This window comes from Pantoea septica (genome assembly GCF_002095575.1).
Lineage (GTDB): Bacteria > Pseudomonadota > Gammaproteobacteria > Enterobacterales > Enterobacteriaceae > Pantoea > Pantoea septica.
The window spans coordinates 102154-123857 of the sequence record NZ_MLJJ01000009.1 but is presented as its reverse complement, the minus strand read 5'-3'; the positions used below and the strand labels follow the sequence as shown (position 1 = coordinate 123857).

The 21704-nt window shown below is 61.7% G+C and carries 19 protein-coding genes and 1 tRNA gene; 4 read left to right on the top strand and 16 right to left on the bottom strand.

Going from position 1 to position 21704, the window contains the following annotated elements; genetic code table 11:
- Positions 1-759 (top strand): DgsA anti-repressor MtfA (mtfA, locus tag HA46_RS07200; RefSeq protein WP_084883292.1); only part of this gene is annotated, 759 nt, incomplete at its 5' end.
- 103 nt (positions 760-862) lie between these two features.
- Positions 863-938: transfer RNA gene (locus tag HA46_RS07195), tRNA-Asn, on the top strand.
- A 57-nt stretch (positions 939-995) separates the two neighbouring features.
- On the opposite strand, the gene HA46_RS07190 is transcribed toward HA46_RS07195, so the two are convergent.
- The 11 genes from HA46_RS07190 to HA46_RS07145 form a co-directional block, all read right to left on the bottom strand.
- Positions 996-1757 carry an alpha/beta fold hydrolase gene (locus HA46_RS07190; protein WP_084883287.1) on the bottom strand — a complete coding sequence of 254 codons (762 nt, stop codon included), beginning with the start codon at positions 1755-1757 and terminating at the stop codon, positions 996-998.
- A gap of 8 nt (positions 1758-1765) precedes the next feature.
- A complete protein-coding gene (locus HA46_RS07185) occupies positions 1766-2830 on the bottom strand; it encodes a class I mannose-6-phosphate isomerase (protein WP_084883284.1) in 1065 nt (354 codons plus the stop codon).
- Between the two features lie 18 nt (positions 2831-2848).
- The gene (locus HA46_RS07180) at positions 2849-3706 is read right to left on the bottom strand and encodes a glucose 1-dehydrogenase (RefSeq protein WP_033791391.1); all 858 of its coding nucleotides are present in this window, start codon (positions 3704-3706) and stop codon (positions 2849-2851) included.
- 211 nt (positions 3707-3917) lie between these two features.
- Complete coding sequence (locus HA46_RS07175; protein ID WP_084883281.1) at positions 3918-5720, bottom strand: DNA/RNA non-specific endonuclease; 1803 nt, start codon at positions 5718-5720, stop codon at positions 3918-3920.
- Between the two features lie 123 nt (positions 5721-5843).
- Complete coding sequence (locus HA46_RS21045) at positions 5844-6014, bottom strand: hypothetical protein (RefSeq protein ID WP_156943244.1); 171 nt, start codon at positions 6012-6014, stop codon at positions 5844-5846.
- Positions 6015-6121: 107 nt separating this feature from the next.
- On the bottom strand, positions 6122-7540 hold the full coding sequence (locus HA46_RS07170) for an EmmdR/YeeO family multidrug/toxin efflux MATE transporter (RefSeq protein ID WP_033749875.1): 1419 nt from the start codon (positions 7538-7540) through the stop codon (positions 6122-6124).
- A gap of 119 nt (positions 7541-7659) precedes the next feature.
- Entirely contained in the window at positions 7660-8409 is a 750-nt protein-coding gene (locus HA46_RS07165; protein ID WP_033791395.1) for an ABC transporter ATP-binding protein, read from the bottom strand.
- Positions 8402-9277 carry an ABC transporter ATP-binding protein gene (locus tag HA46_RS07160; protein ID WP_084883278.1) on the bottom strand — a complete coding sequence of 292 codons (876 nt, stop codon included), beginning with the start codon at positions 9275-9277 and terminating at the stop codon, positions 8402-8404. Before HA46_RS07160 ends, HA46_RS07165 begins: the two co-directional genes overlap by 8 nt.
- Positions 9270-10547 (bottom strand): high-affinity branched-chain amino acid ABC transporter permease LivM, encoded by a 1278-nt coding sequence (gene livM / locus HA46_RS07155; protein WP_084883309.1) that lies wholly within the window; start codon positions 10545-10547, stop codon positions 9270-9272. The genes HA46_RS07160 and livM overlap by 8 nt, the downstream gene beginning before the upstream one ends.
- Before the next feature lie 11 nt (positions 10548-10558).
- Entirely contained in the window at positions 10559-11473 is a 915-nt protein-coding gene (locus HA46_RS07150; RefSeq protein WP_084883275.1) for an ABC transporter permease subunit, read from the bottom strand.
- A gap of 83 nt (positions 11474-11556) precedes the next feature.
- On the bottom strand, positions 11557-12672 hold the full coding sequence (locus HA46_RS07145) for a branched-chain amino acid ABC transporter substrate-binding protein (RefSeq protein ID WP_084883272.1): 1116 nt from the start codon (positions 12670-12672) through the stop codon (positions 11557-11559).
- A 345-nt stretch (positions 12673-13017) separates the two neighbouring features.
- Between HA46_RS07145 and HA46_RS07140 the strand changes: the two genes are divergently transcribed.
- Entirely contained in the window at positions 13018-14472 is a 1455-nt protein-coding gene (locus tag HA46_RS07140) for an AMP nucleosidase (protein WP_084883268.1), read from the top strand.
- 71 nt (positions 14473-14543) lie between these two features.
- Here HA46_RS07140 and HA46_RS07135 read toward each other — a convergent pair whose 3' ends face one another.
- Both HA46_RS07135 and HA46_RS07130 read right to left on the bottom strand, forming a co-directional pair.
- Positions 14544-15206, bottom strand: coding sequence for a hypothetical protein (locus tag HA46_RS07135; protein WP_084883265.1), 663 nt, complete (start codon positions 15204-15206; stop codon positions 14544-14546).
- A 388-nt stretch (positions 15207-15594) separates the two neighbouring features.
- Positions 15595-16893, bottom strand: a complete 1299-nt coding sequence (locus HA46_RS07130) for an NCS2 family permease (RefSeq protein ID WP_244277510.1) — start codon at positions 16891-16893, stop codon at positions 15595-15597.
- A 429-nt stretch (positions 16894-17322) separates the two neighbouring features.
- Here HA46_RS07130 and HA46_RS07125 point away from each other — a divergent pair, with 429 nt between their 5' ends.
- The gene (locus HA46_RS07125) at positions 17323-18057 is read left to right on the top strand and encodes a response regulator (protein ID WP_084883263.1); all 735 of its coding nucleotides are present in this window, start codon (positions 17323-17325) and stop codon (positions 18055-18057) included.
- A gap of 22 nt (positions 18058-18079) precedes the next feature.
- Here the strand turns inward: HA46_RS07125 and HA46_RS07120 are convergent, their stop codons facing one another.
- The 3 genes from HA46_RS07120 to HA46_RS07110 all read right to left on the bottom strand — a co-directional run bounded on the left by HA46_RS07120 (position 18080) and on the right by HA46_RS07110 (position 21596).
- Positions 18080-19018, bottom strand: a complete 939-nt coding sequence (locus HA46_RS07120; protein WP_033749891.1) for an ABC transporter substrate-binding protein — start codon at positions 19016-19018, stop codon at positions 18080-18082.
- A gap of 69 nt (positions 19019-19087) precedes the next feature.
- Positions 19088-20068 carry an ABC transporter permease subunit gene (locus HA46_RS07115; RefSeq protein WP_033791420.1) on the bottom strand — a complete coding sequence of 327 codons (981 nt, stop codon included), beginning with the start codon at positions 20066-20068 and terminating at the stop codon, positions 19088-19090.
- Positions 20069-20081: 13 nt separating this feature from the next.
- Positions 20082-21596 carry a sugar ABC transporter ATP-binding protein gene (locus HA46_RS07110; RefSeq protein WP_084883260.1) on the bottom strand — a complete coding sequence of 505 codons (1515 nt, stop codon included), beginning with the start codon at positions 21594-21596 and terminating at the stop codon, positions 20082-20084.
- Positions 21597-21704: the final 108 nt, after the last annotated feature.

Here is a 21704-nt window from a genome sequence, read left to right as displayed (position 1 = left end):
AAAAACGAGAACCGCACCGTCCTTGCCGATCTTCCCTGGCGTGAGGCGCTGGCGCAGCCGGTGTTCAGCTGGCTGGACGAGGATGAGCAGCAGGCGCTGATCGCCATGGCGCAGCGTTTCCTGCAGCAGAAGAAGCTGGTGCCGCTGCAGGGCGTCGAGCTGGACGAACTGCACAGCGCGCGGCTCGCCCTGCTCTTCTGTCTGCCGGTGCTAAAGCTGGGGCTGGAGTGGCTCGACGGCTTTCACGACGTGCTGATCTACCCGGAACCTTTCGAGGTAGCGGACAGCTGGGAAGATGAACAGGGACTGGTGCATCACGCCGCCACGGTGCATGCCGGGCAGAGCTGGACGCAGGGCCCGATAGTACTCAACTGGCTCGACCTTCAGGACGCCTTCGATCTCTCCGGCTACAACCTGGTGATCCATGAGGTGGCGCACAAGCTCGACGCGCGCGGCCGCGGCTATACCAGCGGCATACCGGTGATGGCGCTGCGTGATGTGGCGGTATGGGAAAAAGATCTGCGCGCCGCGATGGACGAGATTGAAAACGAGGTCGAACTGGTCGGCGAGCAGGCCGCGACCATCGATCCCTACGCCGCCAGCGATCCCGCCGAGTGCTTCGCCGTGCTGTCCGAATATTTTTTTACCGCACCTGATTTGTTATACGAGCGCTTTCCGGCGATGTATCGTCACCTGAGTCAGTTTTATCGCCAGCATCCGCTGCCGCGTTTTGACGGCTTTTCCACCGCCACCGCCTAATTCGCGATCGCTTTGCTGCAAAGCTAGCCAGTTGAATGCTAATGTGTTTTTCGCTGTTGACAGGCCGGAGCGCGGCCATTAATATGCGCCCCATCGAAACGATTCCTCTGTAGTTCAGTCGGTAGAACGGCGGACTGTTAATCCGTATGTCACTGGTTCGAGTCCAGTCAGAGGAGCCATATTTAAAGAAGCCCGCTCAGGGAAACCTGAGCGGGCTTTTTGATTTTAACGGCCGGCTAACGGGCGCAGAGATCGCGCTGCGCAAACGCCAGCATCCGCTCAGCCAGCGCCTGCGGCGTCTGCATCGGCATCAGATGCCCGGCGCCGTCGATGATCGCCAGCTCCCCCTGCGGCAAATGGGCGCGCATCACCTCCCGCTGCGCCTCAACGCCCGGCACGTTGCCGTCCTCGCTGCCGAGCACCATCATGGCGGGCAGCTCAAGACGGCCAGTCTGCTCGCGCAGATCTTCCCGACTGCCGTGCAGCGCCCAGGCGTGAAAAGCGGCCGGCGCGGCGCGTTGCGCATCGGCAATCGCCACCTCGCGCAGCACGTCCGGCAGGCGCGCGGAGCAGGCGCCGTCGACAAAGGTCTCTGCCTGCTGGCGCGAGCCGTCAAATGCGGCCTGCGCCTGGCGATCCTGCTCGCTCATCGGCTGCGGCCCAGGCGGCGATGGGGCCACCAGCACCAGCCGCTGAAGATAATCAGGCCGCCGGGCGGCAAGCGCCAGCGCCACTTTCCCGGTCATGGAGTGGCCGACGAGTATCACCTTCTCCAGCTGCAGATGGCGAAGGGTTTCATCCACCCGATCCGCCATGGCAGCCACATCATAATCTTCCATGCCCGATGCCGCGCCAAAGCCCGGCATATCTAACGCCACGCAGCGGGCGGCGCGGTCAAGCCAGGGCAGAACAGGAAACCAGGTGCGGTGCGATCCGCCCAGATAGTGCATCAGCACAAATGTCGTCTCGCCCTCTCCCTGCAAGCTGTAAGGCAACATAGAAACTCCTATATCATCGTGCCGTGAATGTCGCCCAGCTGCGCAATCGCCGCCTCGCTATAGCCTGCCTGCCGCAGCGGCGCGACGACCTCGCGCGCCAGATGCGGCACATAGCCGATCAGCAGTTCGCCGGCGTCGCGCAGCGTGACCTCCGCCAGCGCAGCGGGCAGCAGCAGCGACTCGGCGCGGCCCAGCGCGACGCTGACGCCATTCGCCTCGACCGTTAACGGATCGCCGAGGTTAGAAAGGATACGCGCGCTCTCGAAGCTGAACCGCTGTGGCTCGCTAAAGCGCCAGCGCTCCAGCGCAAAATAGGGCCCTGCGCAACAGAACAGCCGCGTCAGCCCTTTAGCCTCTAGCGCCAGTCCAGGCTGGGGCGTGCAGCGCAGTTCCGGCCGCAGCTCCTGCAGCAGCGCGTCGATGTTGTTTTCCCACTCGCGCTGAGAGAGGCGCGAACCATCCTCCATGCGCCACGGCATCGCATGCTGCTGGATATTGGAGGTCTGCTCAATCTCATAGATCAGGGTGTCGGGGCCGAAGCTGTGCAGCATGCCGCCGGGCACATAAAAAGTGTCACCCGCTTTCACCGGCACCCGATGCATCACCGCATCGTAATCCTGCGCCAACAGCGCGGCCTTAAGACGGGCGTTGTCTACGCCGTCGCGCACGCCCAGCAGACAGGTAGCGTCAGGCGCGGCCCATAAGATATGCCAGGCTTCGCTTTTGCCGTTCGGCTGTTGCTCAAGCTTTTGCGCCAGCGCGTCGTTGGCGTGCAGATGAACCGGCAGCATGCCGGTTCCGTCGATAAACTTGCTGAGCAGCGGAAAAAAGGGGCCGCGCCAGCCAGGGGCGACCATCTCATCGGGATAGCGTTCGGTAAGCTGGCGCAGCGTCTGGCCCGCCAGCTCGCCGTTGGTGACGGAGGCGATCATGCCGTCCACATCGCTGATTTCCCAGCTCTCCGCCACGCGCGTCTCAGGCAGCCCCGCTTTTCCTGACTGCTCTCTGATACGCTGCCCGCCAAAGATATGGGTGGCGAGGGGCGTAGTCAGCTTTAAAGGATAAGCGTTCATCTCTCCTCCTGGACGAAATCAGATAACCGCGACGCCGCCTGTAACCGCAATGGTGGCGCCGGAAATATAGCTGGCTTCGTCGCTGGCCAGCATCACATAGGTCGGCGCCAGCTCGGCAGGCTGACCCATACGCTCCAGCGGCACTTCGCTGCCGAAGCTCTCCACCTGCTCCGGCGGCATGGTGGCGGGGATCAGCGGCGTCCAGATGGGACCAGGTGCGACTGCGTTGGCGCGGATCCCTTTCTCCGCCAGCAGGGCCGCCAGACCGCCGGAAAAGTTTACGATAGCGGCTTTTGTCGCTGAGTAGGGAAGCAGCTTCGGCTTCGGCTGGTCGGCATTCACCGAGGCGGTATTGATAATGGAACCGCCGGCCGGCATGTGCGGCACCGCCGCCTTGCAGATATAGAACATGGCGTAGAGATTGGTTTTCATGGTGCGATCGAACTCGTCGTCGCTGATCTCATCCAGCGCCGTGCGCGTCATCTGGAAAGCGGCGTTATTCACCACGATGTCGATTTTGCCGAAGCGCTCAGCGGTCTGCGCCACGATGCTGCGGCAATGCTCTGCCTCGGTCACGTCGCCGGCGATCAGCAGCGCCTGCTGGCCCGCCTCTTCCACCAGCTTCGCCGTATCTTTCGCGTCTTCATGCTCATCCAGGTAGGAGATCACCACGTCCGCGCCTTCACGGGCGTAGGCGATGGCAACGGCGCGGCCGATGCCGGAGTCGCCGCCGGTAATAATGGCGGTTTTACCTTTCAGGCGGCCGGATCCCTGATAGCTGGTTTCACCGTGGTCGGGCTTAGGATCCATTTTGAGGAAGCTGCCGGGCCATTCCTGCTGCTGCGCCTGCTGAGGATTCTGGGGACGATCTGTCATACGTTCTCTCCTTTTAGCGACTCTTTCACGCTCGTCAGTAGAGCTGAATCGTTATCAGCCACGAGCCCTAAGTGTAGCAGCCATGTCAGAATCGCAAGTCTGCGTGCTAAGCGTAACGGCTTGAAGGAACAACGATTTTAGCGTAAATGGAGCGTAAAAAAGCCCGCACAGAGGGGGCTGGGCGGGCTTTTGGGCACGGCAAGCGCAGCGGCTAAAGCAGATCTTCCCAGTGCATAATCAGCTTCGCCGGCAGCGGCTGCGCCAGCAGGGTTTCATCCGGCTGCCAGCTCTCCCAGTCGCGAAAAGCGGCGAAGTTTAGCCCGGTCAGCGTCTCCAGCGCGCTGACCGTCACGCGGTACTCGTCAACGTTGGGGCGCGGTGTCGTCTGCGCATGGGGCAGCACGCGGCGCGGCTCATCCAGCAGCTCCGCCTGGCTGACCAGCAGCGCCGTTGCCTGCGGCTTGCCCGCCGCGTTGATGCGCAGCACCACCTTCCAGAACATCAGCGGCACCTGCCATTCCGCATACTGCCGCCATCGATCGTTCAGCACCGGGCCGGTCAGCACGCTGATTTTTCGCCTGGACTCCAGCACGCCCGACTCCAGAATATAGCGCTCGACGCCCTGCCAGTACTGCAGGCTCTGGTTGAAGCGGAAATGCTGCGGCGAACAGTTGGTAAAGTGAAAAGTATCTCTGTTGGCGCGCACCGCTTCCGCCGCCGTGCCCCAGGTGGGATCGCTGCGGCGCGTGAGATGGCCCCGGTCGAACCAGCGGCTGAACTCGCTGTAAAAGGCCTGGCCGGTGACGTAGCGGCTGTCGATACGGCTTTCGTCGACCCAGCGATCCCCCTCCTCCAGCAGCGACGGCTGACCGTTGCCGCGATCGATGGCGATATAGCGCGCGCCGTCGATGTTGGTGGCGGTAAAAAAGGCGAGACGCCGCTCGGCGTTCATCAGCAGAGAGAAGTGCTCGTAGTCGAGCCGCGCTTCTGCGCCCTGCCGGCCGTCGCGCAGCGGCGCCACCTCGGCGGCGCGCGGCGCGATAATGGCTGCCAGATCGATCGGCGCACCCTCGAGGAAATCCGGCTGAAAACCGTCGCGGTTGCCGTAGCCGCTCTCCGGCGCGGCGGAGGCGGCCAGCGGAGCCGCGCTGTCGCTGGCGGTCAGCGCCTGCATCAGCAGCGACTGCTGCGGCGCAGGCAGCTGCGGCAGCTCGCCCTTCAGCCAGTCGATAATGGCGCTGATGCGAATCCCTTCATTCACCCAGCCATCGTCGCTCTCGACGCCGCCGTGGTGCAGCGCCACCAGCTGCCAGCCATCGTTGAATACCGGCGCGCCGGACGAGCCGCCGTCGGTATCGGCCGCGTAGTGCAGCAGCTGCGCGTGGCGCGCCAGCAGCGTGTTGTTGCGCAAGGTAATCTGCTGCGGCGCGCCGCCCGGATGGTGAATAAGATTGAGACTGATGCCCAGCGCATGTTTGTCGTTGCGATCGTTAAGCGCCAGCGGCTGCGGCGTATCGCCGCCTCCGCCGATGACCTCGCCCAGCGCAATCAGGGTGCAGTCGAGCTCATCGGTGGGGCTGGTGAGAAAAAAACGCGCGGCATCGACGCCACAGGTGACGCCGTCCACCAGCTCGCCCGCCTCGGTGCGCCGCCAGCCGAACTGCAGGGTGATACGGCCTGCCGCAGGCGGCTCTGGCAGCAGATGATGGTTGGTGATAAGCAGGCCGCCGTGGGTTAAAAATGCGCTGCCTGCAGGGACGCCGTCGTCGCGCAGCAGCCCCACGCCGCGCGCGCAGGCCAGGCCCTGCGCTAAAAAGGCGACCGGCAGCAGATCGTTGCTGTTGCCGGTAATGACGCCCTGACGCAGATGCTGCTGAAAGGCGTAGCGCTGCGCGCGGGCAGGATCCGGCTCCGCCGTAACGCCCTGCGCCAGCGCGCCGCGGGTCTGCGCACGCTGCTGCGCAGTCAGTGCCAGCCGCGCGCTAATCAGCGCGGCCCTCTCTTTCTCGCTCATTCGCTTCTCCAGGATAAAAGGCATGCTGCCCTTTTAACCATAGCCGCTGCGGCTGTGCCGCAGGCGAAAAAAAGCCCGCCGGGCGAGAGCGGGCTTTAGTGCCGATAGCGATAACAGGGTGCGCTATTTTTCATGGTAGCGGTGCACGGAGGGAAAGTACTCAAAGCCGTAAAGCTGGCTTATGGGAAGCAGCAACTCCTGCTCCAGGCTCAATTCACTCTCGCCGCGCAAATCGCGTTTGCGCGCCTGCCAGACGGCGACGCGCTTTTTCCATAGCTGCAGTAATGCTTTCATTGGGCTGATCCTCCGTTATTGAGAGGCTCAGTAAACCCTCGGTGCAGCCGCGGCTGAACCATTAATTTCTGCGTTTTATTGCCGAAAAACAGCTAAACAGGCGACGGCTACTGCTGCTTCGCCATCTTTGCCATCATTTTGCGGTAATTATCCAGCCACTTGCCGCTCTTCAGCCGCCACCAGAAGCAGGCGCCGCGCACCGCCCAGTCGAGGAACATGCCGAGCCAGACGCCGACCACGCCCATGCCGAGCATGATGCCCAGCACATAGCCCACCACGACGCGCGCGCCCCACATGCTGAACATTGAGACGTACATGGTGTAGCGCGCGTCGCGCGCGCCCTTCAGCCCCGCCGGCAGTACCCAGGAAGCGGCCCAGATCGGCATAAAGGCGGCGTTGAGCCAGATAAGATGCTGCGTCACGCTGATAACGTCCGGATCGCGGGTATAGAAGCGCGCCAGCACGCCGGAGAGCGGCACGGTCATAAACGCCAGCGCGCACAGGCAGAGGCTCGCCAGCCAGAAAACGTGCCTGATCTGCCGCTCCGCCTGATAGACCTGGTTGCGCCCAAGACGGGTGCCGGTGATGATGGTCGAGGCAGAGCCCAGCGCGTTGCCCGGCAGGTTGATCAGCGAGGCGATAGAGAAGGCGATAAAATTGCCGGCGATCGCGTCGGTGCCCATGCCCGCCACAAACACCTGAGTCAGCAGCTTGCCGCCGTTGAAGAGCACCGATTCAATGCTCGCTGGCACGCCGATGCCCAGCACCTCCATCAGGATCTTTAAATCCCAGCGGCGGAAATAGCTCGGCAGGCTGATTTTCAGCGAGGCGTTAAAACCGATCATCAGCACGTAGATTACGCCGATTGCGCCGATATAGCGCGAGATGGTCAGCCCCAGGCCGGCACCAACGAAACCCAGCCCCTCCCAGGAGAAGGCGCCGTAAATCAACACGCTGCTGATAACGATATTAAGGATGTTCATCCCGCCGTTGATCAGCATCGGGATTTTGGTATTTCCCGCCCCGCGCAGCGCGCCGCTGCCGATCAGCGCAATCGCCGCCGCCGGATAGCTCCACGCCGAGGTCTGCAGGTAGCTCAGCGCCAGCTCTTTGACTTTGGGCTCCGCGCCGCCGGCGATCAGATCGATGATCAGATGGCCCCAGAGCTCAATGGCGAACACCAGCACCAGCGACAGCACCGTCATTAGCGCCAGCGACTGGCGCGTGGCGGCGCGGGCGCGCTTGCCGTTGCGCTTCGCCAGGCTGAAGGCGACCACCACCGTAGTGCCGAGATCGATGGCGGCGAAGAAAGAGATGATGATAATGTTGAAGCTGTCCGCCAGCCCCACGCCCGCCATCGCCTCTTTGCCCAGCCAGCTCACCAGGAATGTGCTTAATACGCCCATCAGCATCACGCACAGGTTTTCGATGAAAATGGGCACCGCCAGTGGCGTGATCTCACGCCAGAACAGCGTGCGATAAAAGCGGCGTTTGGGATACCACGCCGTGCGCTTTATCGCCTGCATCACTGCTACGCCAGGATTTTGCAAGGGAATAACCAAATCAGAACAGATTGGACAGGAGCTGTAATGATGGGTCTGCTTAACTATTTATGCAAAGCGTTTCCCTGTCTTTTCAATCATTATTACACTCTTTTCTCGCTTTTCACCGCAGCGGCTGCCGCGCCGCCCAGATAGGCGCTGCGCACCTCTTCGTTGTCGAGCAGTTCCCGACCGCTGCCGCTGAGGCGAATCTCCCCGTTCGCCATCACATAGCCGCGATCGGCGAGCGCAAGCGCATGACGGGCGTTCTGCTCGACCAGAAACAGCGTCATGCCCTGCTGCGTCAGCTCACGTAGAATGGCGAAGATCTGCTTAACCACAATCGGCGCCAGCCCGAGGCTCGGCTCGTCGAGCAGCAGCAGCCTGGGACGGCTCATCAGCGCGCGGGCGATCGCCAGCATCTGCTGCTCGCCGCCGGAAAGGGTCATCGCCCGCTGCCTGCGCCGCTCCAGCAGGCGCGGAAAGAGCTCATACATGCGCGCCAGATCGGCTTTCTGATGCGCGCTGCCGATGGCGATGGTACCCATCTGCAAATTCTCTTCCACCGTCATATCGGCAAAAATCCGCCGCCCTTCCGGCGCCTGAGCGATGCCGCTGGCGGCGATAAAGTGGGTCGAGCGCTGGCTTATGGGCTCCCCCTGAAAGTAGATTTCTCCCTGCGCGATACGCGGCTGGCCGAAAATCGACATCAGCAGCGTCGATTTTCCGGCGCCATTGGCGCCGATCAGCGCTACGGTCTCGCCAGGCTGCACGCTAAGCGAAACCTTTTTCAACGCCTGCACCGGGCCGTAGTAGAGATCGACCGCGTCAAATTTCAGCATTGGTTCAGCCATTAAGATCTTCCTCCTCTGCGCCAAGATAGGCGGCGATGACGCGCGGGTCCTGCTGAATCTGGCGCGGCGCGCCCTGAGCGATGACGTCACCGTGGTCGAGCACCACGATATGGTCGGAGATCGCCATCACCATCGGCATATCATGCTCGATCAGCAGCACGCTGATACGGTGATCGGCGCGCAGGCGGTGCAGAATTGCGCTTAGCGCCTCGGTCTCGACGGGATTGAGCCCCGCCGCCGGTTCGTCGAGGCAAATCAGCTCCGGCTGAGTGCACATGGCGCGCGCTATCTCCAGCCGCCGCTGCTGGCCATAGGAGAGCGTGCCGGCCAGCCGATTGGCCGTCGGCGTCAGATCCACCGTCTCCAGCCAGTAGAAGGCGCGATCGCGCGCGCGGCTCTCCGCCTCACGATAGCCGCGGGTATTGAAAATGCCCGCCAGCAGGTTGCGGTTCGCCAGCATATGCTGCGCCACCAGCAGGTTCTCAATCACCGACATTTCGCGGAACAGGCGGATATTTTGAAAGGTGCGCGCCAGCCCGGCGCGGTTCACCAGGTGCGCGCCGCCGAACATCTTGTACCAGAGCCGCGAGCCCAGCTGCGTCGGCCGCAGCCAGTCCTGCGGCTGGATTTTCTGGCCGAGGATCTGAATCACGTCGGTGCTGCGCGCCTGGGCGTTCAGCAAAATGCGGCCGCCGCTGGCGCGGTAGAAGCCGGTCAGGCAGTTAAAAACCGTGGTTTTGCCCGCCCCGTTAGGACCAATCAGCGAGGTGACCGAGCCGCGCTGCACGCGCAGGCTGACGTCGTTCAGCGCCTTGATGCCGCCGAAGCGCATCATCAGATGATCGACCTGCAAAATAGCGTCATTCATGGCGCACTCCTTTACGCGGCGCGACGCCGACGCGGCTGGTGCGCACCAGGCCGCGCGGCCGCCAGATCATCATCACTACCATCAGCATGCCGAACAGCAGCACGCGGTATTCGGCGAAGCTGCGTAGCAGTTCCGGCGCTACCGTCAGCACAAAGGCCGCCAGCACCACGCCGAGCGTCGAGCCCATGCCGCCCAGCACCACAATGGCGAGGATCAGCGCCGATTCGAAGAAGGTGAACGAGGTCGGGTTGACAAACCCCTGATAGCTGGCGAAAAAGACGCCCGCGATGCCCGCCGTCGAGGCGCCGAGCATAAAGGCCGACAGCTTTACCAGCACATGGTTCAGCCCCATCGCACGGCAGGCGATCTCATCTTCGCGCAGCGCCTCCCAGGCGCGCCCGACCGGCATGCGCGTCAGGCGATGTTTGATAAACAGCACCAGCGCCACCACCAGGACCAGCACCACGTAGAGAAAGATAAACTTCATATTGGGGTTGTAGTCGAGGTGGAAAAACTCATGAAAAGGCACGCCGCCGTCGCGCGCGCGCCGACCAAACTCCAGACCGAGAAAAGTTGGCGACGGCACGGAAACGCCGTTCGGCCCGCCGGTAAAACTCAGCCAGTTGGTTAGCACCAGGCGGATGATCTCGCCAAACCCCAGGGTGACGATCGCCAGATAGTCGCCGTGCATGCGCAGCACCGGAAAACCGAGCAGCGCTCCGGCGAAGGCGGCCAGCAGCGCGGCCAGCGGCAGCATGCTCCAGAACCCCAGCCCCAGATACTGATAGCCGAGCGCCAGGCCGTAAGCGCCGATGGCGTAAAACGCCACGTACCCGAGATCGAGCAGGCCCGCCAGCCCCACCACGATATTCAGCCCCAGTCCCAGCAGTACATAGATCAAGCCGAGGATCGCCACGGTCAGCAGGTATTTGCTGGAGAGAAAGGGAAACAGCAGCGCCGCCGCCAGCAGCAGCGGCAGGATCCAGCGCAGCCGCGAGCGATAGCCCGGTTCGCGCACGTAAACGCCGTCGTCCGCGCCTTCGAAGCGCCTCAGCAGCCCCCGTCCGCGCTCGGTCTGCAAAAAGAGGCTGAGCAGCAGCCGCCCCGCCATCACCACCGCCACCAGCAGCGCCACGCGCGCCGGGGCGAGCTGGAAGGCGTATCCCTTCAGCACCACGCCGACGATCGGTCCGAACACCACGACCGCAATCAGCCCGGCAAGCAGGGTTTCACGCAGCGCCTGAGGCACATTGATAGATCGACTCATCATCGCGCCCGCCCTCATACTTTCGCCACCAGCGGACGGCCAAGCAGCCCCTGCGGGCGAAAGATCAGGATCACCACCAGCAGCGCGAAAGAGAAGACGTCTTTGTAGTCGGAGTTCACCAGCCCGGCGAACTGCGCCTCCGCCACGCCGAGCAGCAGTCCACCCAGCATTGCGCCGGGCAGTGACCCGATGCCGCCCAGCACCGCCGCGGTGAACGCCTTGATGCCGATGATAAACCCGGCGTAAAAATCGAAGGTGCCGTAGTTCATCGTCACCAGCACACCAGCCAGCCCGGCCATCGCCGCGCCGATAACGAAGACCAGCGAGATCACGCGGTCGGTATTGATGCCGAGAATGGCCGCCATACGCCGATCCTGCTGGACCGCACGACAGATGCGGCCGAGACGCGTGTACTGGATAATCCAGGTAAGCAGCGCCATGCCGCAAAAGGCGGCGGCGAGAATAAAGAGCTTGGTCCAGGTGATCTGCACCAGCCCGCCGTCAAATTCGACACGCAACACGCCGGTCAGCAGCGTCGGCACACCCTGCTGATTGGGGCCCTGACTCAGTTGAACATAGTTCTGCAGGATCAGCGACATGCCGATAGCGGAGATCAGCGGCGCCAGACGCGTCGAGTGGCGCAGCGGCCGGTAGGCGATACGCTCGATGGTCCAGCCGTAGACCGCCGTTACCACTATGGTGAAAAGCAGCGTGCCGAAAATCAGCAGCGGGAAAGAGTGCACGCCGAAGAACGAGAGCAGCGCCAGACCGATGGCGCAGAGATAAGCGGAGATCATATAGACCTCGCCGTGCGCGAAGTTAATCATACCGATGATGCCGTACACCATGGTGTAGCCGATCGCGATAAGGCCATATACCGCGCCCAGCGTCAGCCCGTTGATCAGCTGCTGAAGTAAAAAGGCGTCCATAACGAAGTCTCTGCGCAAAGCGGACCGCCCAACCGGGCGGTCCGGACAGGAAACGCCCCGCGATGCGCAGGGCGGGCTCAGGCTTACAGCTGGTGATACTTGCCTTTGTCGTCCCATTGATAAACGACGTAATCGGAGACTTTGAGATCGCCTTTTCCATCCCAGGCTTTTTTACCCATGACGGTCGGCACGTCGTGAGATTTCAGCCATTCGCCTGCTTTCTCGTTATCTTTGCCCGCGCCTTTGTAGGCGGCCGCCAGCGCCTGGACAGAGGCGTAGGCGTAAAGGGTATAGCCTTCCGGCTCGAAGCCGCCTTTGCGGAACTTATCAATCACCGCTTTGCCGTCGGCGATCTGGCGCGGATCGTTGCCGAAGGTCATATAGATTCCGCTGGTGTACTGCGGCCCGCCCGCGGCGGTAACCAGCTCCTGCGTCACGATACAGTCCCCGGAGAAAAAGTTCGCTTTAACGCCCTGCTCGCGCATCTGGCGCACCAGTGGCCCTGCCTCGGGATGACAACCGCCGAAATAGACCACATCGGGGTTCGCCTGGGCGATCTTGGTCACCAGCGCGTTGAAATCTTTTTCGCCGCGCGACAGGCCTTCATACATCACCTCTTTTACGCCGCGCTTCTCCAGCGCCGCTTTGGTGGCATCGGCCAGCCCCTGGCCATAGGTATCTTTATCGTGGATCACCGCGACCTTCTTCGCTTTCAGCTTGTCGAGCATAAAGTTGGCGGCGATGGCGCCCTGCTGGTCGTCGCGTCCGCACATGCGAAACAGGGTTTTCATGCCGCGCTCGGTGATCTGCGGGTTAGTGGATCCCGGCGTAATCGACAGCACGCCGGCGTCGTCGTAAACCTCTGAGGCGGGCATGGTGCTTGAGGAGCAGAAATGGCCGACAACCGCCATCACCTTATCCTGATCGACCAGCCGGTTCGCCACCGCGACCGCCTGTTTGGGTTCGCAGGCGTCGTCGCCCTGCACCAGCACGATTTTCTCGCCGTTAATGCCGCCCGCCGCGTTGATATCCTCCGCTGCCTGCGTCGCGCCTTTCCAGTACTGCGCGCCATAGGTGGCGTTAGGGCCGGAGAACGGCCCGGCGACGCCGATTTTTATATCGGCCTGCGCGCTGAGCGCCGCGCCGATACAGCCTGCAATTACGACGTTTAACGACAACTTGATCAATTTCTGAGACATGCTGTCTATCCTCGACACGGTTAGTTTGCGTTCGCCAGACCACGGCGCAGGAGCGGTGAATGTTTTATTCGGTTCGGACATGCTATGCGCGGCGATGAAGGCCGCTACTCATGGCAAGCAAGAATCTCGCCAGAACGAAACGGGACGCGAGATTTCGCCAAAGGAAGGTGGCAACGCCAGCGACAGCGCACGACGTCACCTTCTGATTCATTTAACCGTAGGCGGGGATTGGCAACACGCCAGCACCCTGTTGGTGCATAATGCGGTCGATCACAGATTCTTGCTTTGCGGCGGCGGCAAACCCGCTAAGCTGTGGGGAAAGTTCGCTAAATATCAGGAGAGTTTATGCCTACACAACGGAACGGCCTTACCCGCCAGCAGGCGCTGGATGAACTGGAGCGTCTGTACGACAACGCGGTGAACGCGCTGCGCGCGGCGATAAAAACCTATACCGAGCAGGGCACGCTGCCGGAAGAGGAGGCGCGTCGCCAGGGGCTGTTCGTCTACCCTGAGCTGCGCATCACCTGGCGCGGCGAAGGCCCGCAGCAAAACCGCACGCGCGCCTGGGGACGTTTTACCCATACTGGCAGCTACAGCACCACCATTACGCGCCCGGGGCTGCTGCGCCACTATCTCAGCGAACAGCTGGCGATGCTGGAAAAAGAGTATGAGGTTGACATTCAGGTCGGCCCGTCCAGCCAGGAGATCCCCTACCCTTACGTGATTGACGGCTCCGATCTGTCGCTGGATCGCACCATGAGCGCCAGCATTGCGCGCTATTTTCCTACTACTGAACTGTCGCAGATCGGCGATGAAACCGCCGACGGCCTGTTTAACCCGGACGCGGTTTTCCCATTGTCGCACTTCGACGCGCTGCGCACCGACTTCTCTCTGGCGCGCCTGCGCCACTACACCGGCACCTCGGTAGAGCATTTCCAGCCGTTTGTGCTGTTCACCAACTATACGCGCTATGTGGATGAGTTCGTCCGCTGGGCGACTGAGCAGGTGCGCGATCCCGCCAGCGACTATGACAGCCTGGCCTGCGCGGGCGGCGCGGTGATCACCGCTGATACGGCGGAGAGCGACGCGGCGATGCTGGATCTGGCGTGGAAGAAGCATCAGATGCCGGCCTGGCATCTTACCTCGCCTGGACGACGCGGCATCACGCTGGTGAATATCGGCGTCGGTCCGTCCAACGCCAAAACCATCTGCGATCACCTGGCGGTGATGCGACCACACGCCTGGCTGATGATCGGCCACTGCGGCGGCCTGCGCGAAAGCCAGCGCATCGGCGACTACGTGCTGGCGCACGCCTATCTGCGCGACGACCACGTGCTGGACAGCGTGCTGCCGCCCGACATTCCGGTGCCGAGCATTGCGGAAGTGCAGCGCGCGCTCTATGACGCCACCAAAGCGGTGAGCAATATGCCAGGCGAAGAGGTCAAGCAGCGGCTGCGCACCGGCACCGTGGTGACCACGGACGATCGCAACTGGGAGCTGCGCTACTCCGCTTCGGCGCTGCGCTTTAACCTGAGTCGCGCGGTGGCGGTAGATATGGAGAGCGCCACTATCGCGGCGCAGGGGTATCGGTTCCGCGTCCCTTACGGCACGCTGCTCTGCGTTTCGGACAAGCCGCTGCACGGCGAAATCAAGCTGCCGGGCCAGGCTAACCGCTTTTATGAAGGGGCGATTTCAGAGCATTTGCAGATCGGCATTTGCGCGGTAGAGCTGCTGCGCGCCGAAGGGGATAAGCTGCATTCACGCAAACTGCGCACCTTTAACGAACCGCCGTTCCGTTAATGACTTAGAGCACGAAGGACGCCTCGTGCTGTTCCCCCTGAATGTAGAGAGGCCGCGCGCATGCCGCCTCTCTACAGATTCACCGCAAATTCTCTCGCCAGCCAGCCAAGCACGGCCAACACAGCCGGGACCAACAGTGTCCAGGTGATGCGATCGTTGAGGCGGTCAAACTTTTCGTCGACGTGCTGAAACTTTTCGTCCATGCGCTCAAACTTTTCGTCCATGCGCTCAAACTTTTCGTCCATGCGCTCAATCTTTTCGTCCATGCGCTCAAACTTTTCGTCTATGCGCTCAATCTTTTCGTCCATGCGCTCAATCTTTTCGTCCATGCGCTCAAACTTCTCATCGATTCGCTCAAACTTCTCATCGATGCGATCAAACTTCTCATCAATGCGCTCAAACTTTTCGTCCATGCGCTCAAATTTTTCGTCAACGCGTTCGAATTGTTCATGAACCCGCTCAAACTGCTTATCAATCGCGGAAAAATTACTGTCGGCCTGCCCGGTCCAGTCAGTGATTCGCGCAAATCTCTCATCAATACGAGCAAACTGGGCTGCCGTCTGGGCGAAGCCTTCGATCATTTCACAGCGCAGCCTGAACTGTTCGGTACGCAGCCCTTCAACATCCGTTTTCGTCGCGAAATGTTGCGAACGCTCGGTCAGTACCGCCAGGTCTGTTTTTATCTGGTGCGTATCCCGCTCAAGCCGCTCAACGCGTTTGGTCAGTCGCTCCATAAGGGGTCCTCCTGATTGCCGAAGAGGGATGAGGGGATAAGAAAACGTGCGCGGAAGCGGGCTTAACGAAATTTCCATACTCTTCTCTCCTTCCTTGTTACGCCTTACAGTCATGCTACCGGCGCCGCCCCTGACTGTTGAGTATTTAATCAGATTGCCGCCTGGTTAACATTCCCCGTTCCGCTAATTCAGTCATAAATGGCAGGTGATGCGCACCTCGAATTAGCGCAGGCAGAGTAGCGCTGCGCCAAAAAAGCTAACACCCTTTCTGACGGACTCTGGAATCCGCTACGCAAATCCCTAAAGAATGAAGCAAAAAAAACGCGCAAGACGATTGACGTCTTGCGCGCAGCAAAAGAATAACACCGCGCCAGCGCGGCGATCGCTATCAGGCGCTGAGCCAGCCCAGCTTGATCACGAACAGCAAAGAGAGGATCACCAGCGCCGCGTTGACCTCTTTCGTGCGGCCGCTCAGCAGCTTCACCACCGTCCAGGTAATAAAGCCGAAGGCGATGCCGTTAGCGATAGAGTAGGTCAGCGGCATGGTCAGCGCGGTAACGGTGACCGGCGCCGCCGTGGTGATGTCTTTCCAGTCGATTTCCGCCAGGCCGGAGGCCATCAGCACCGCGACAAACAGCAGGGCCGGCGCGGTAGCGTAGACCGGCACGCTGCCCGCCAGCGGCGAGAAGAACAGCGCCAGCAGGAACAGAATAGCGACCACCACCGCCGTCAGGCCGGTGCGTCCGCCCGCGCTCACGCCCGCCGCGGATTCCACATAGCTGGTGGTGGTCGAGGTGCCAAGCAGCGATCCAAACAGCGCCGCGGCGCTATCGGCCACCAGCGCGCGGCCCATTTTCGGGATATTGCCTTGTTCGTCCGCCAGTCCGGCGCGTTTAGTCACGCCCAGCAGCGTGCCGGTATTGTCGAAGACGTCGACGAACAGAAAGGCGAAAATCACGCTGACCAGGCCGACGTTAAAAGCGCCGGCGATATCGAGCTGCATAAAGGTGGGCGCGATCGACGGCGGCGCGGAGAAGATGCCGGCAAAAGGCGACAGGCCGATGCCCATCGAGATAAAAGTAATCAGCAGAATGCCGATCAGCACCGCGCCGGTGACGCGACGCGCCTCCAGCACCACAATCACCACAAAGCCCAGCAGCGCCAGCAGCGGCCCCGGCTTAGTGAGATCGCCCAGTCCCACCAGCGTCGCCGGGTTATCCACCACGATGCCTGCGCCTTCCAGCGCAATCAGCGCCAGGAACAGCCCGATGCCTGCCGCAATGCCGGCGCGCAGCGGCAGCGGAATGCTGGCGATAATCCACTCGCGGATTTTGAAAATCGACAGCGCAAAGAAGATGACCGCCGACAAAAACACCGCGCCCAGCGCGATCTGCCAGGTGTAACCCATATGCAGCACGACGGTATAGGTGAAGAAGGCGTTCAGCCCCATGCCCGGCGCCAGCGCGATCGGGTAGTTGGCAATCAGCCCCATCAGGACCGATCCGATCGCCGCCGCCAGACAGGTGGCGACGAATACCGCCCCCTTATCCATTCCGGTGGCGCCCAGAATGCTGGGGTTAACAAACAGGATATAGGCCATCGCCAGGAAGGTGGTGATCCCGGCGATCACTTCGGTGCGGACCGTCGTATTATGCGCTTTTAGCTTGAACAGTTTTTCTAACATCATCATCTCTCAAGAGCGGAGACGGCACGAATGCGCGTTCTCACTTGCCAGTGGGGGTTACATGCTGATTATTGTGGTACCGCACGACGCGCCGCTGCATGCTGACGGCCGCTGTCGTCACGCCCTGAATCTCCATAAGGCCTGAAGTCATAGCAATCGCTATGCCAGCCGCAAACGCAATCGTTTACCTTGCCAGGCCTGGCATTTTCTAAGAGAAATCTGAACCAAAAGAAGGCGCGATTATGGTGCATTGCCCCGCTGCCGCGCAATCGTTTTCATCGCCTCCCCTGCCTCGCCGAAAAATTCTGCGCCAACGCACGCTTCCTTAAAGCCGATGGCGATATCGCTCACGTTTCCGTCGCTTATCGACGCGGCGCAAAACGCGCCGTGTACACTTTTGTTAACCTTTTTTTAACCCTGAGGTCGCGCTGCATGAAGCCCGCCATTCTGGTTGTCGATGATGATAAGGCCGTCTGCGAACTGTTGCAGGATGTGCTGAATGAACAACAGTTTAGCGTTTACTGCTGCCACTACGGCCGCGACGCGTCGGCGCTGCTGGCGCAGCACGACGACATCGCGCTGGTGATGCTGGATATGATGCTGCCCGATACCAACGGCCTGCTGGTGCTGCAGCAGCTACAGCGTCAGCGCCCGGATCTGCTGGTGATCATGCTGACCGGCATGGGCTCTGAAGCGGAAATGGTGGTCGGACTGGAGATGGGCGCGGATGACTATATCGCCAAGCCTTTCAACCCGCGCGTGGTGGTGGCGAGAGCGCGCGCGGCGCTGCGGCGCGGGGGCCGGCTTATACAGCCGGAGGCGGAGGAGAGCGGCTGGCGCTTTAACGGCTGGCAGCTGGATGAAGCGCGCTGTCAGCTGCTCAATCCGCAGCGCGAATCGGTGCCGCTGACGCAGGGCGAATATGCGCTGCTGCGCGCGCTGGTGCGCCACGCGCGCAAGGTGCTGACGCGCGATCAGCTGCTGGAGCTGACCCACGGCGAAAGCCTCGACGTTTTCGACCGCACCATCGACGTGCTGATTATGCGGCTGCGGCGGAAAATTGAAACCAATCCGCATCAGCCCAGCCTGATCCGCACTATTCGCGGCCTCGGCTATGTCTTTTCCGCCGATGTGTCGCGTCCGGAAGCGGTCCGGCTGAGCGCCTGAGGGCGAACAGCCGGCGACGGTGCTATTTAACCGTCCAGCCCTTGTAGCTGCCGACGTTGTTGCGATCAATCAGGGAAACCGGGATCAACACCGGCTTATCCGGCGCCGGTTTGCCCTGCAAAATGTCATAGCCGATCTCCACCGCTTTCGCCGCCATGACCTGCGGATCCTGCGCAGGGGTGGCGACGAACAGCGAATTCTTACGCTTCAGCGCCTCTTCGCCGTCAGGCGATCCGTCGACGCCGACAATAAAGAACTCGTTGCGCTGCGCCTGTTTCGCCGCCAGATCCGCGCCGATGGCGGTCGGGTCGTTAATGGCGAACACCGCGTCCACTTTCGGATTGGCCGACAGCAGGCCGGTCATCACTTCCAGCCCGCCTTCACGGCTGCCTTTGGCGTTCTGGTTCCAGGAGAGCAGCTTGATCTCGGGATGGCGTTTTAGCTCGGTCATGCAGCCCTCGACGCGGTTCTGCACGGCGGAAACCGGCGGGCCGTTGATGATCAGCACATTGCCCTTCTCCTTCAGGCGGTCGGAGATATATTTGCAGGCCATCTCGCCCGCCTGGGTGTTGTCCGAGGTAATGGTGGCGTTGGCGCCGTCCGCCGCCACGTCAACCGCCACCACCACGATGCCGGCGTCGCGGGCGCGTTTCACCGCTGGCGCAATGCCTTTGGAGTCGGCGGCGTTCAGGATAATCATGTCGACTTTCGCCGCGATAAAGTTATCAATCTGCGCCACCTGCTGGCCCAGATCGTAGCCGCTGGAAACCAGCGTCACGTTGACTTTGTCCCCCGCCAGCTCGCGGGCTTTCATCTCCGCGCCTTTGGTAATCTGCACGAAAAACGGGTTGGCGAGATCGCCGACGGTGACGCCGATGGACTTGAGATCTTTCGCCTGGGCGAAGGCGCCGCTGAACAGCGTTGCCGCCAGCAGCCCGGTTACGATCGGATTAAAACGCATAGACCTTCTCCTGCTGTTATTAGAATCGCCAACGGCTGAATGGCGTAGGGTAAAAAAGGGGCGCCGCGTTCAGGAGACGTGGTGCCGGGTGCGATATTTGTCGATCAGCACCGCAATAATGATCACCGCGCCTTTGATCACCAGCTGCCAGAAATAGGAGACCCCCATTAGCGTCATGCCATTATTGAGCGTGGCGATAATCAGCGCGCCGATCAGCGTGCCGGTAATGGTGCCGATGCCGCCGACGAAGCTGGTGCCGCCGAGGATCACCGCGGCGATGGCATCCAGTTCGTAGCCAACGCCGAGATTGCCGTTGGCGCTATAAAGGCGCGACGCCGACATCAGCCCGCCTAACCCGGAAAGCAGCCCGCTCATGGCGTAGACGAACACCAGCACCGCGCCGACCTTGATGCCGGTCAGCCGCGCCGCCTGCATATTGCCGCCCACCGCGTAAATATGGACGCCCAGCGTGGTGCGGCGCAGGATAAACCAGCAGACGGCGATCACGGCGAAGGCGATAACGATCAGCCAGGGCACCGGGCCGAGATAGCCGTTGCCTATCCACTCGAAGCTGATATCGGAATTAATCACCGTAGTACCGTTCGCCAGCAGGTAGGCGGCGCCGCGCAGCGCCGTATAGGTACCGAGGGTAACGATAAAGGGCGGCAGTCCGGCCCAGGCGACCAGAATGCCGTTGAACAGCCCCATCACCAGACCTGCGCCGAGCGCCATGGGGATAGTCATGCCGGCGAGCATCGGATCGAGCGAGGCGACCATCGCCACTACCGCCGTGGTGCCGAGCATCGAGCCCACCGAGAGGTCGATGCCGCCGGTCAGGATGACAAAGGTCATACCGGCCGCCAGCACGATGTTAATCGAGGCCTGGCGGGTAATATTGAGCAGATTGCCCTCGGTGAAGAAATTCGGCGCGACAAAGCCGAATACCACCACAATCAGCACCAGAATCGGCAAAATGCCGACGGTTTGCAGCATGTCGCCTATCAGCGCCCGCTTGACGGTGGGCGGTTTCGCCCGCGTGGTTTCTGTCATCGCTCTCTTCTCCTTATATTTCCAGCGGTGAGGCGCTCTGCGCCCCGGTGGCCAGCGTCATAATGTTTTCCTGGCTGATCTGATCTTTATCCAGCTCCCCGGCGATAGCGCCTTCGCGCATCACGTACACCCGATCGCTCATGCCGACCACCTCCGGCAGCTCGCTGGAGATCATCAGGATCGCCACGCCCTGCTGCGCCATCTGATTCATCATGCGGTAGATCTCGCTTTTGGCGCCGACGTCGACGCCGCGCGTTGGCTCATCGAGGATCAGGATGCGCGGTCCAATGGATACCCAGCGCGAAATCAGCAGTTTCTGCTGGTTGCCGCCGGAGAGGCCGCCCGCCCGCACCTGCGCATGCGGCACGCGAATGTTGAGCGTGGCGATGGCGTCGCCGGCGATCTGCCTGCCTTTGCGCCGGTTAAGCAGCCCGTAGCTGGCGTCGCGCTCCAGCGTCGCCATCACGATGTTCTCCTGTGCCGCCATCTCCAGAAACAGCCCCTGCTCTTTGCGGTTTTCGGTGAGGAAACCGATGCCGCGCGCAATGGCGTCGCGCGGCGAGTGGATGGCGACCTGCTGCCCGTCGATCCAGATCTCGCCGCCGCTGGGTTTACGCACGCCGAAAATCAGCTGCGCCAGCTCGCTGCGCCCAGCGCCCACCAGTCCGGCCAGGCCGACGATTTCGCCGGCGCGCACCGCCAGGCTGCTCGGCCGCACCTTGCCGCCGTCGGTCAGGTGATTGACCGCCAGGCGAATGTCGCCGAACGGGATAGTGCGATCCTTGTTAAAGAGATCGCTCAGCGGACGGCCGACCATCATGCGCACCAGCTCGCTGGCGTTCAGGGTGTCATGGGTCAGGCTGCCGACATACTGCCCGTCGCGCAGCACGCTGACGCGATCGGAGAGCTCATACACTTCCGCCATACGGTGGCTGATATAGATAATCGCCATGCCTTCCGCCCGCAGGCGCTTGATCAGCGCGAAGAGCTGCTCGGTTTCGCGGTTGCTCAGCGCGGCGGTGGGTTCGTCCATGACCAGAATGCGGCTGTTGCGGTACAGCGCGCGCGCGATCTCGACCTGCTGCTGTTCGGCGATGCTGAGGCGGCTGACGCGGTCGGTGGCGCTAAACTGCGCGCCGAGCCGATCGATCACCTGCTGCGCCTCTTCGGCCATCTGCCGACGCCGAATCAGTCCGCCGCGCGTGATTTCGCTGCCGAGAAAGATGTTCTCCGCCACCGTCAGGTTGGGCGCCAGATTGATCTCCTGATAGATCAGCGTGATGCCTGCCGCCAGCGCCTCTTTCGGTCCCCGGATGGCACAGGGGCGCCCGTCGATCAGGATTTCGCCGCTGGTGGCGCTGTAGGCGCCGGCGAGGATCTTCATCAGGGTGCTCTTGCCCGCGCCGTTCTCGCCCATCAGCGCGTGGATCTCCCCGGCATACACCGTCAGATCAACGCCCTTGAGCGCGTAAAACTGGCCGAAGCGCCGCGTGATGTCGCGCATTTGCAGAATCGGTGTGGCTGTCATGGACCGCTCCAGATAACGGTGATTAAGGCTGAGTAAAGCAGCGCCAGATAAATGGAAAATGTCAGCGGCCGTTCATATTTGTCATAAATGCGCCCGAGCCGCGCCCTA

Excerpts from the sequence above, each read along its gene's own strand:
- HA46_RS07115 (WP_033791420.1), bottom strand. The coding sequence starts at position 20,068 with ATGACAGAAACCACGCGGGCGAAACCGCCCACCGTCAAGCGGGCGCTG.
- HA46_RS07175 (WP_084883281.1), bottom strand. The coding sequence starts at position 5,720 with ATGAGCGAGAAAGAGAGGGCCGCGCTGATTAGCGCGCGGCTGGCACTG.
- HA46_RS07185 (WP_084883284.1), bottom strand. The coding sequence starts at position 2,830 with ATGAACGCTTATCCTTTAAAGCTGACTACGCCCCTCGCCACCCATATC.
- HA46_RS07190 (WP_084883287.1), bottom strand. The coding sequence starts at position 1,757 with ATGTTGCCTTACAGCTTGCAGGGAGAGGGCGAGACGACATTTGTGCTG.
- HA46_RS07170 (WP_033749875.1), bottom strand. The coding sequence starts at position 7,540 with ATGCAGGCGATAAAGCGCACGGCGTGGTATCCCAAACGCCGCTTTTAT.
- HA46_RS07165 (WP_033791395.1), bottom strand. The coding sequence starts at position 8,409 with ATGGCTGAACCAATGCTGAAATTTGACGCGGTCGATCTCTACTACGGC.
- HA46_RS07135 (WP_084883265.1), bottom strand. The coding sequence starts at position 15,206 with ATGGAGCGACTGACCAAACGCGTTGAGCGGCTTGAGCGGGATACGCAC.
- HA46_RS07110 (WP_084883260.1), bottom strand. The coding sequence starts at position 21,596 with ATGACAGCCACACCGATTCTGCAAATGCGCGACATCACGCGGCGCTTC.
- HA46_RS07180 (WP_033791391.1), bottom strand. The coding sequence starts at position 3,706 with ATGACAGATCGTCCCCAGAATCCTCAGCAGGCGCAGCAGCAGGAATGG.
- HA46_RS07120 (WP_033749891.1), bottom strand. The coding sequence starts at position 19,018 with ATGCGTTTTAATCCGATCGTAACCGGGCTGCTGGCGGCAACGCTGTTC.
- HA46_RS07140 (WP_084883268.1), top strand. The coding sequence starts at position 13,018 with ATGCCTACACAACGGAACGGCCTTACCCGCCAGCAGGCGCTGGATGAA.
- HA46_RS07145 (WP_084883272.1), bottom strand. The coding sequence starts at position 12,672 with ATGTCTCAGAAATTGATCAAGTTGTCGTTAAACGTCGTAATTGCAGGC.
- HA46_RS21045 (WP_156943244.1), bottom strand. The coding sequence starts at position 6,014 with ATGAAAGCATTACTGCAGCTATGGAAAAAGCGCGTCGCCGTCTGGCAG.
- HA46_RS07160 (WP_084883278.1), bottom strand. The coding sequence starts at position 9,277 with ATGAATGACGCTATTTTGCAGGTCGATCATCTGATGATGCGCTTCGGC.
- HA46_RS07150 (WP_084883275.1), bottom strand. The coding sequence starts at position 11,473 with ATGGACGCCTTTTTACTTCAGCAGCTGATCAACGGGCTGACGCTGGGC.
- livM (WP_084883309.1), bottom strand. The coding sequence starts at position 10,547 with ATGATGAGTCGATCTATCAATGTGCCTCAGGCGCTGCGTGAAACCCTG.
- HA46_RS07125 (WP_084883263.1), top strand. The coding sequence starts at position 17,323 with ATGAAGCCCGCCATTCTGGTTGTCGATGATGATAAGGCCGTCTGCGAA.
- HA46_RS07130 (WP_244277510.1), bottom strand. The coding sequence starts at position 16,893 with ATGATGTTAGAAAAACTGTTCAAGCTAAAAGCGCATAATACGACGGTC.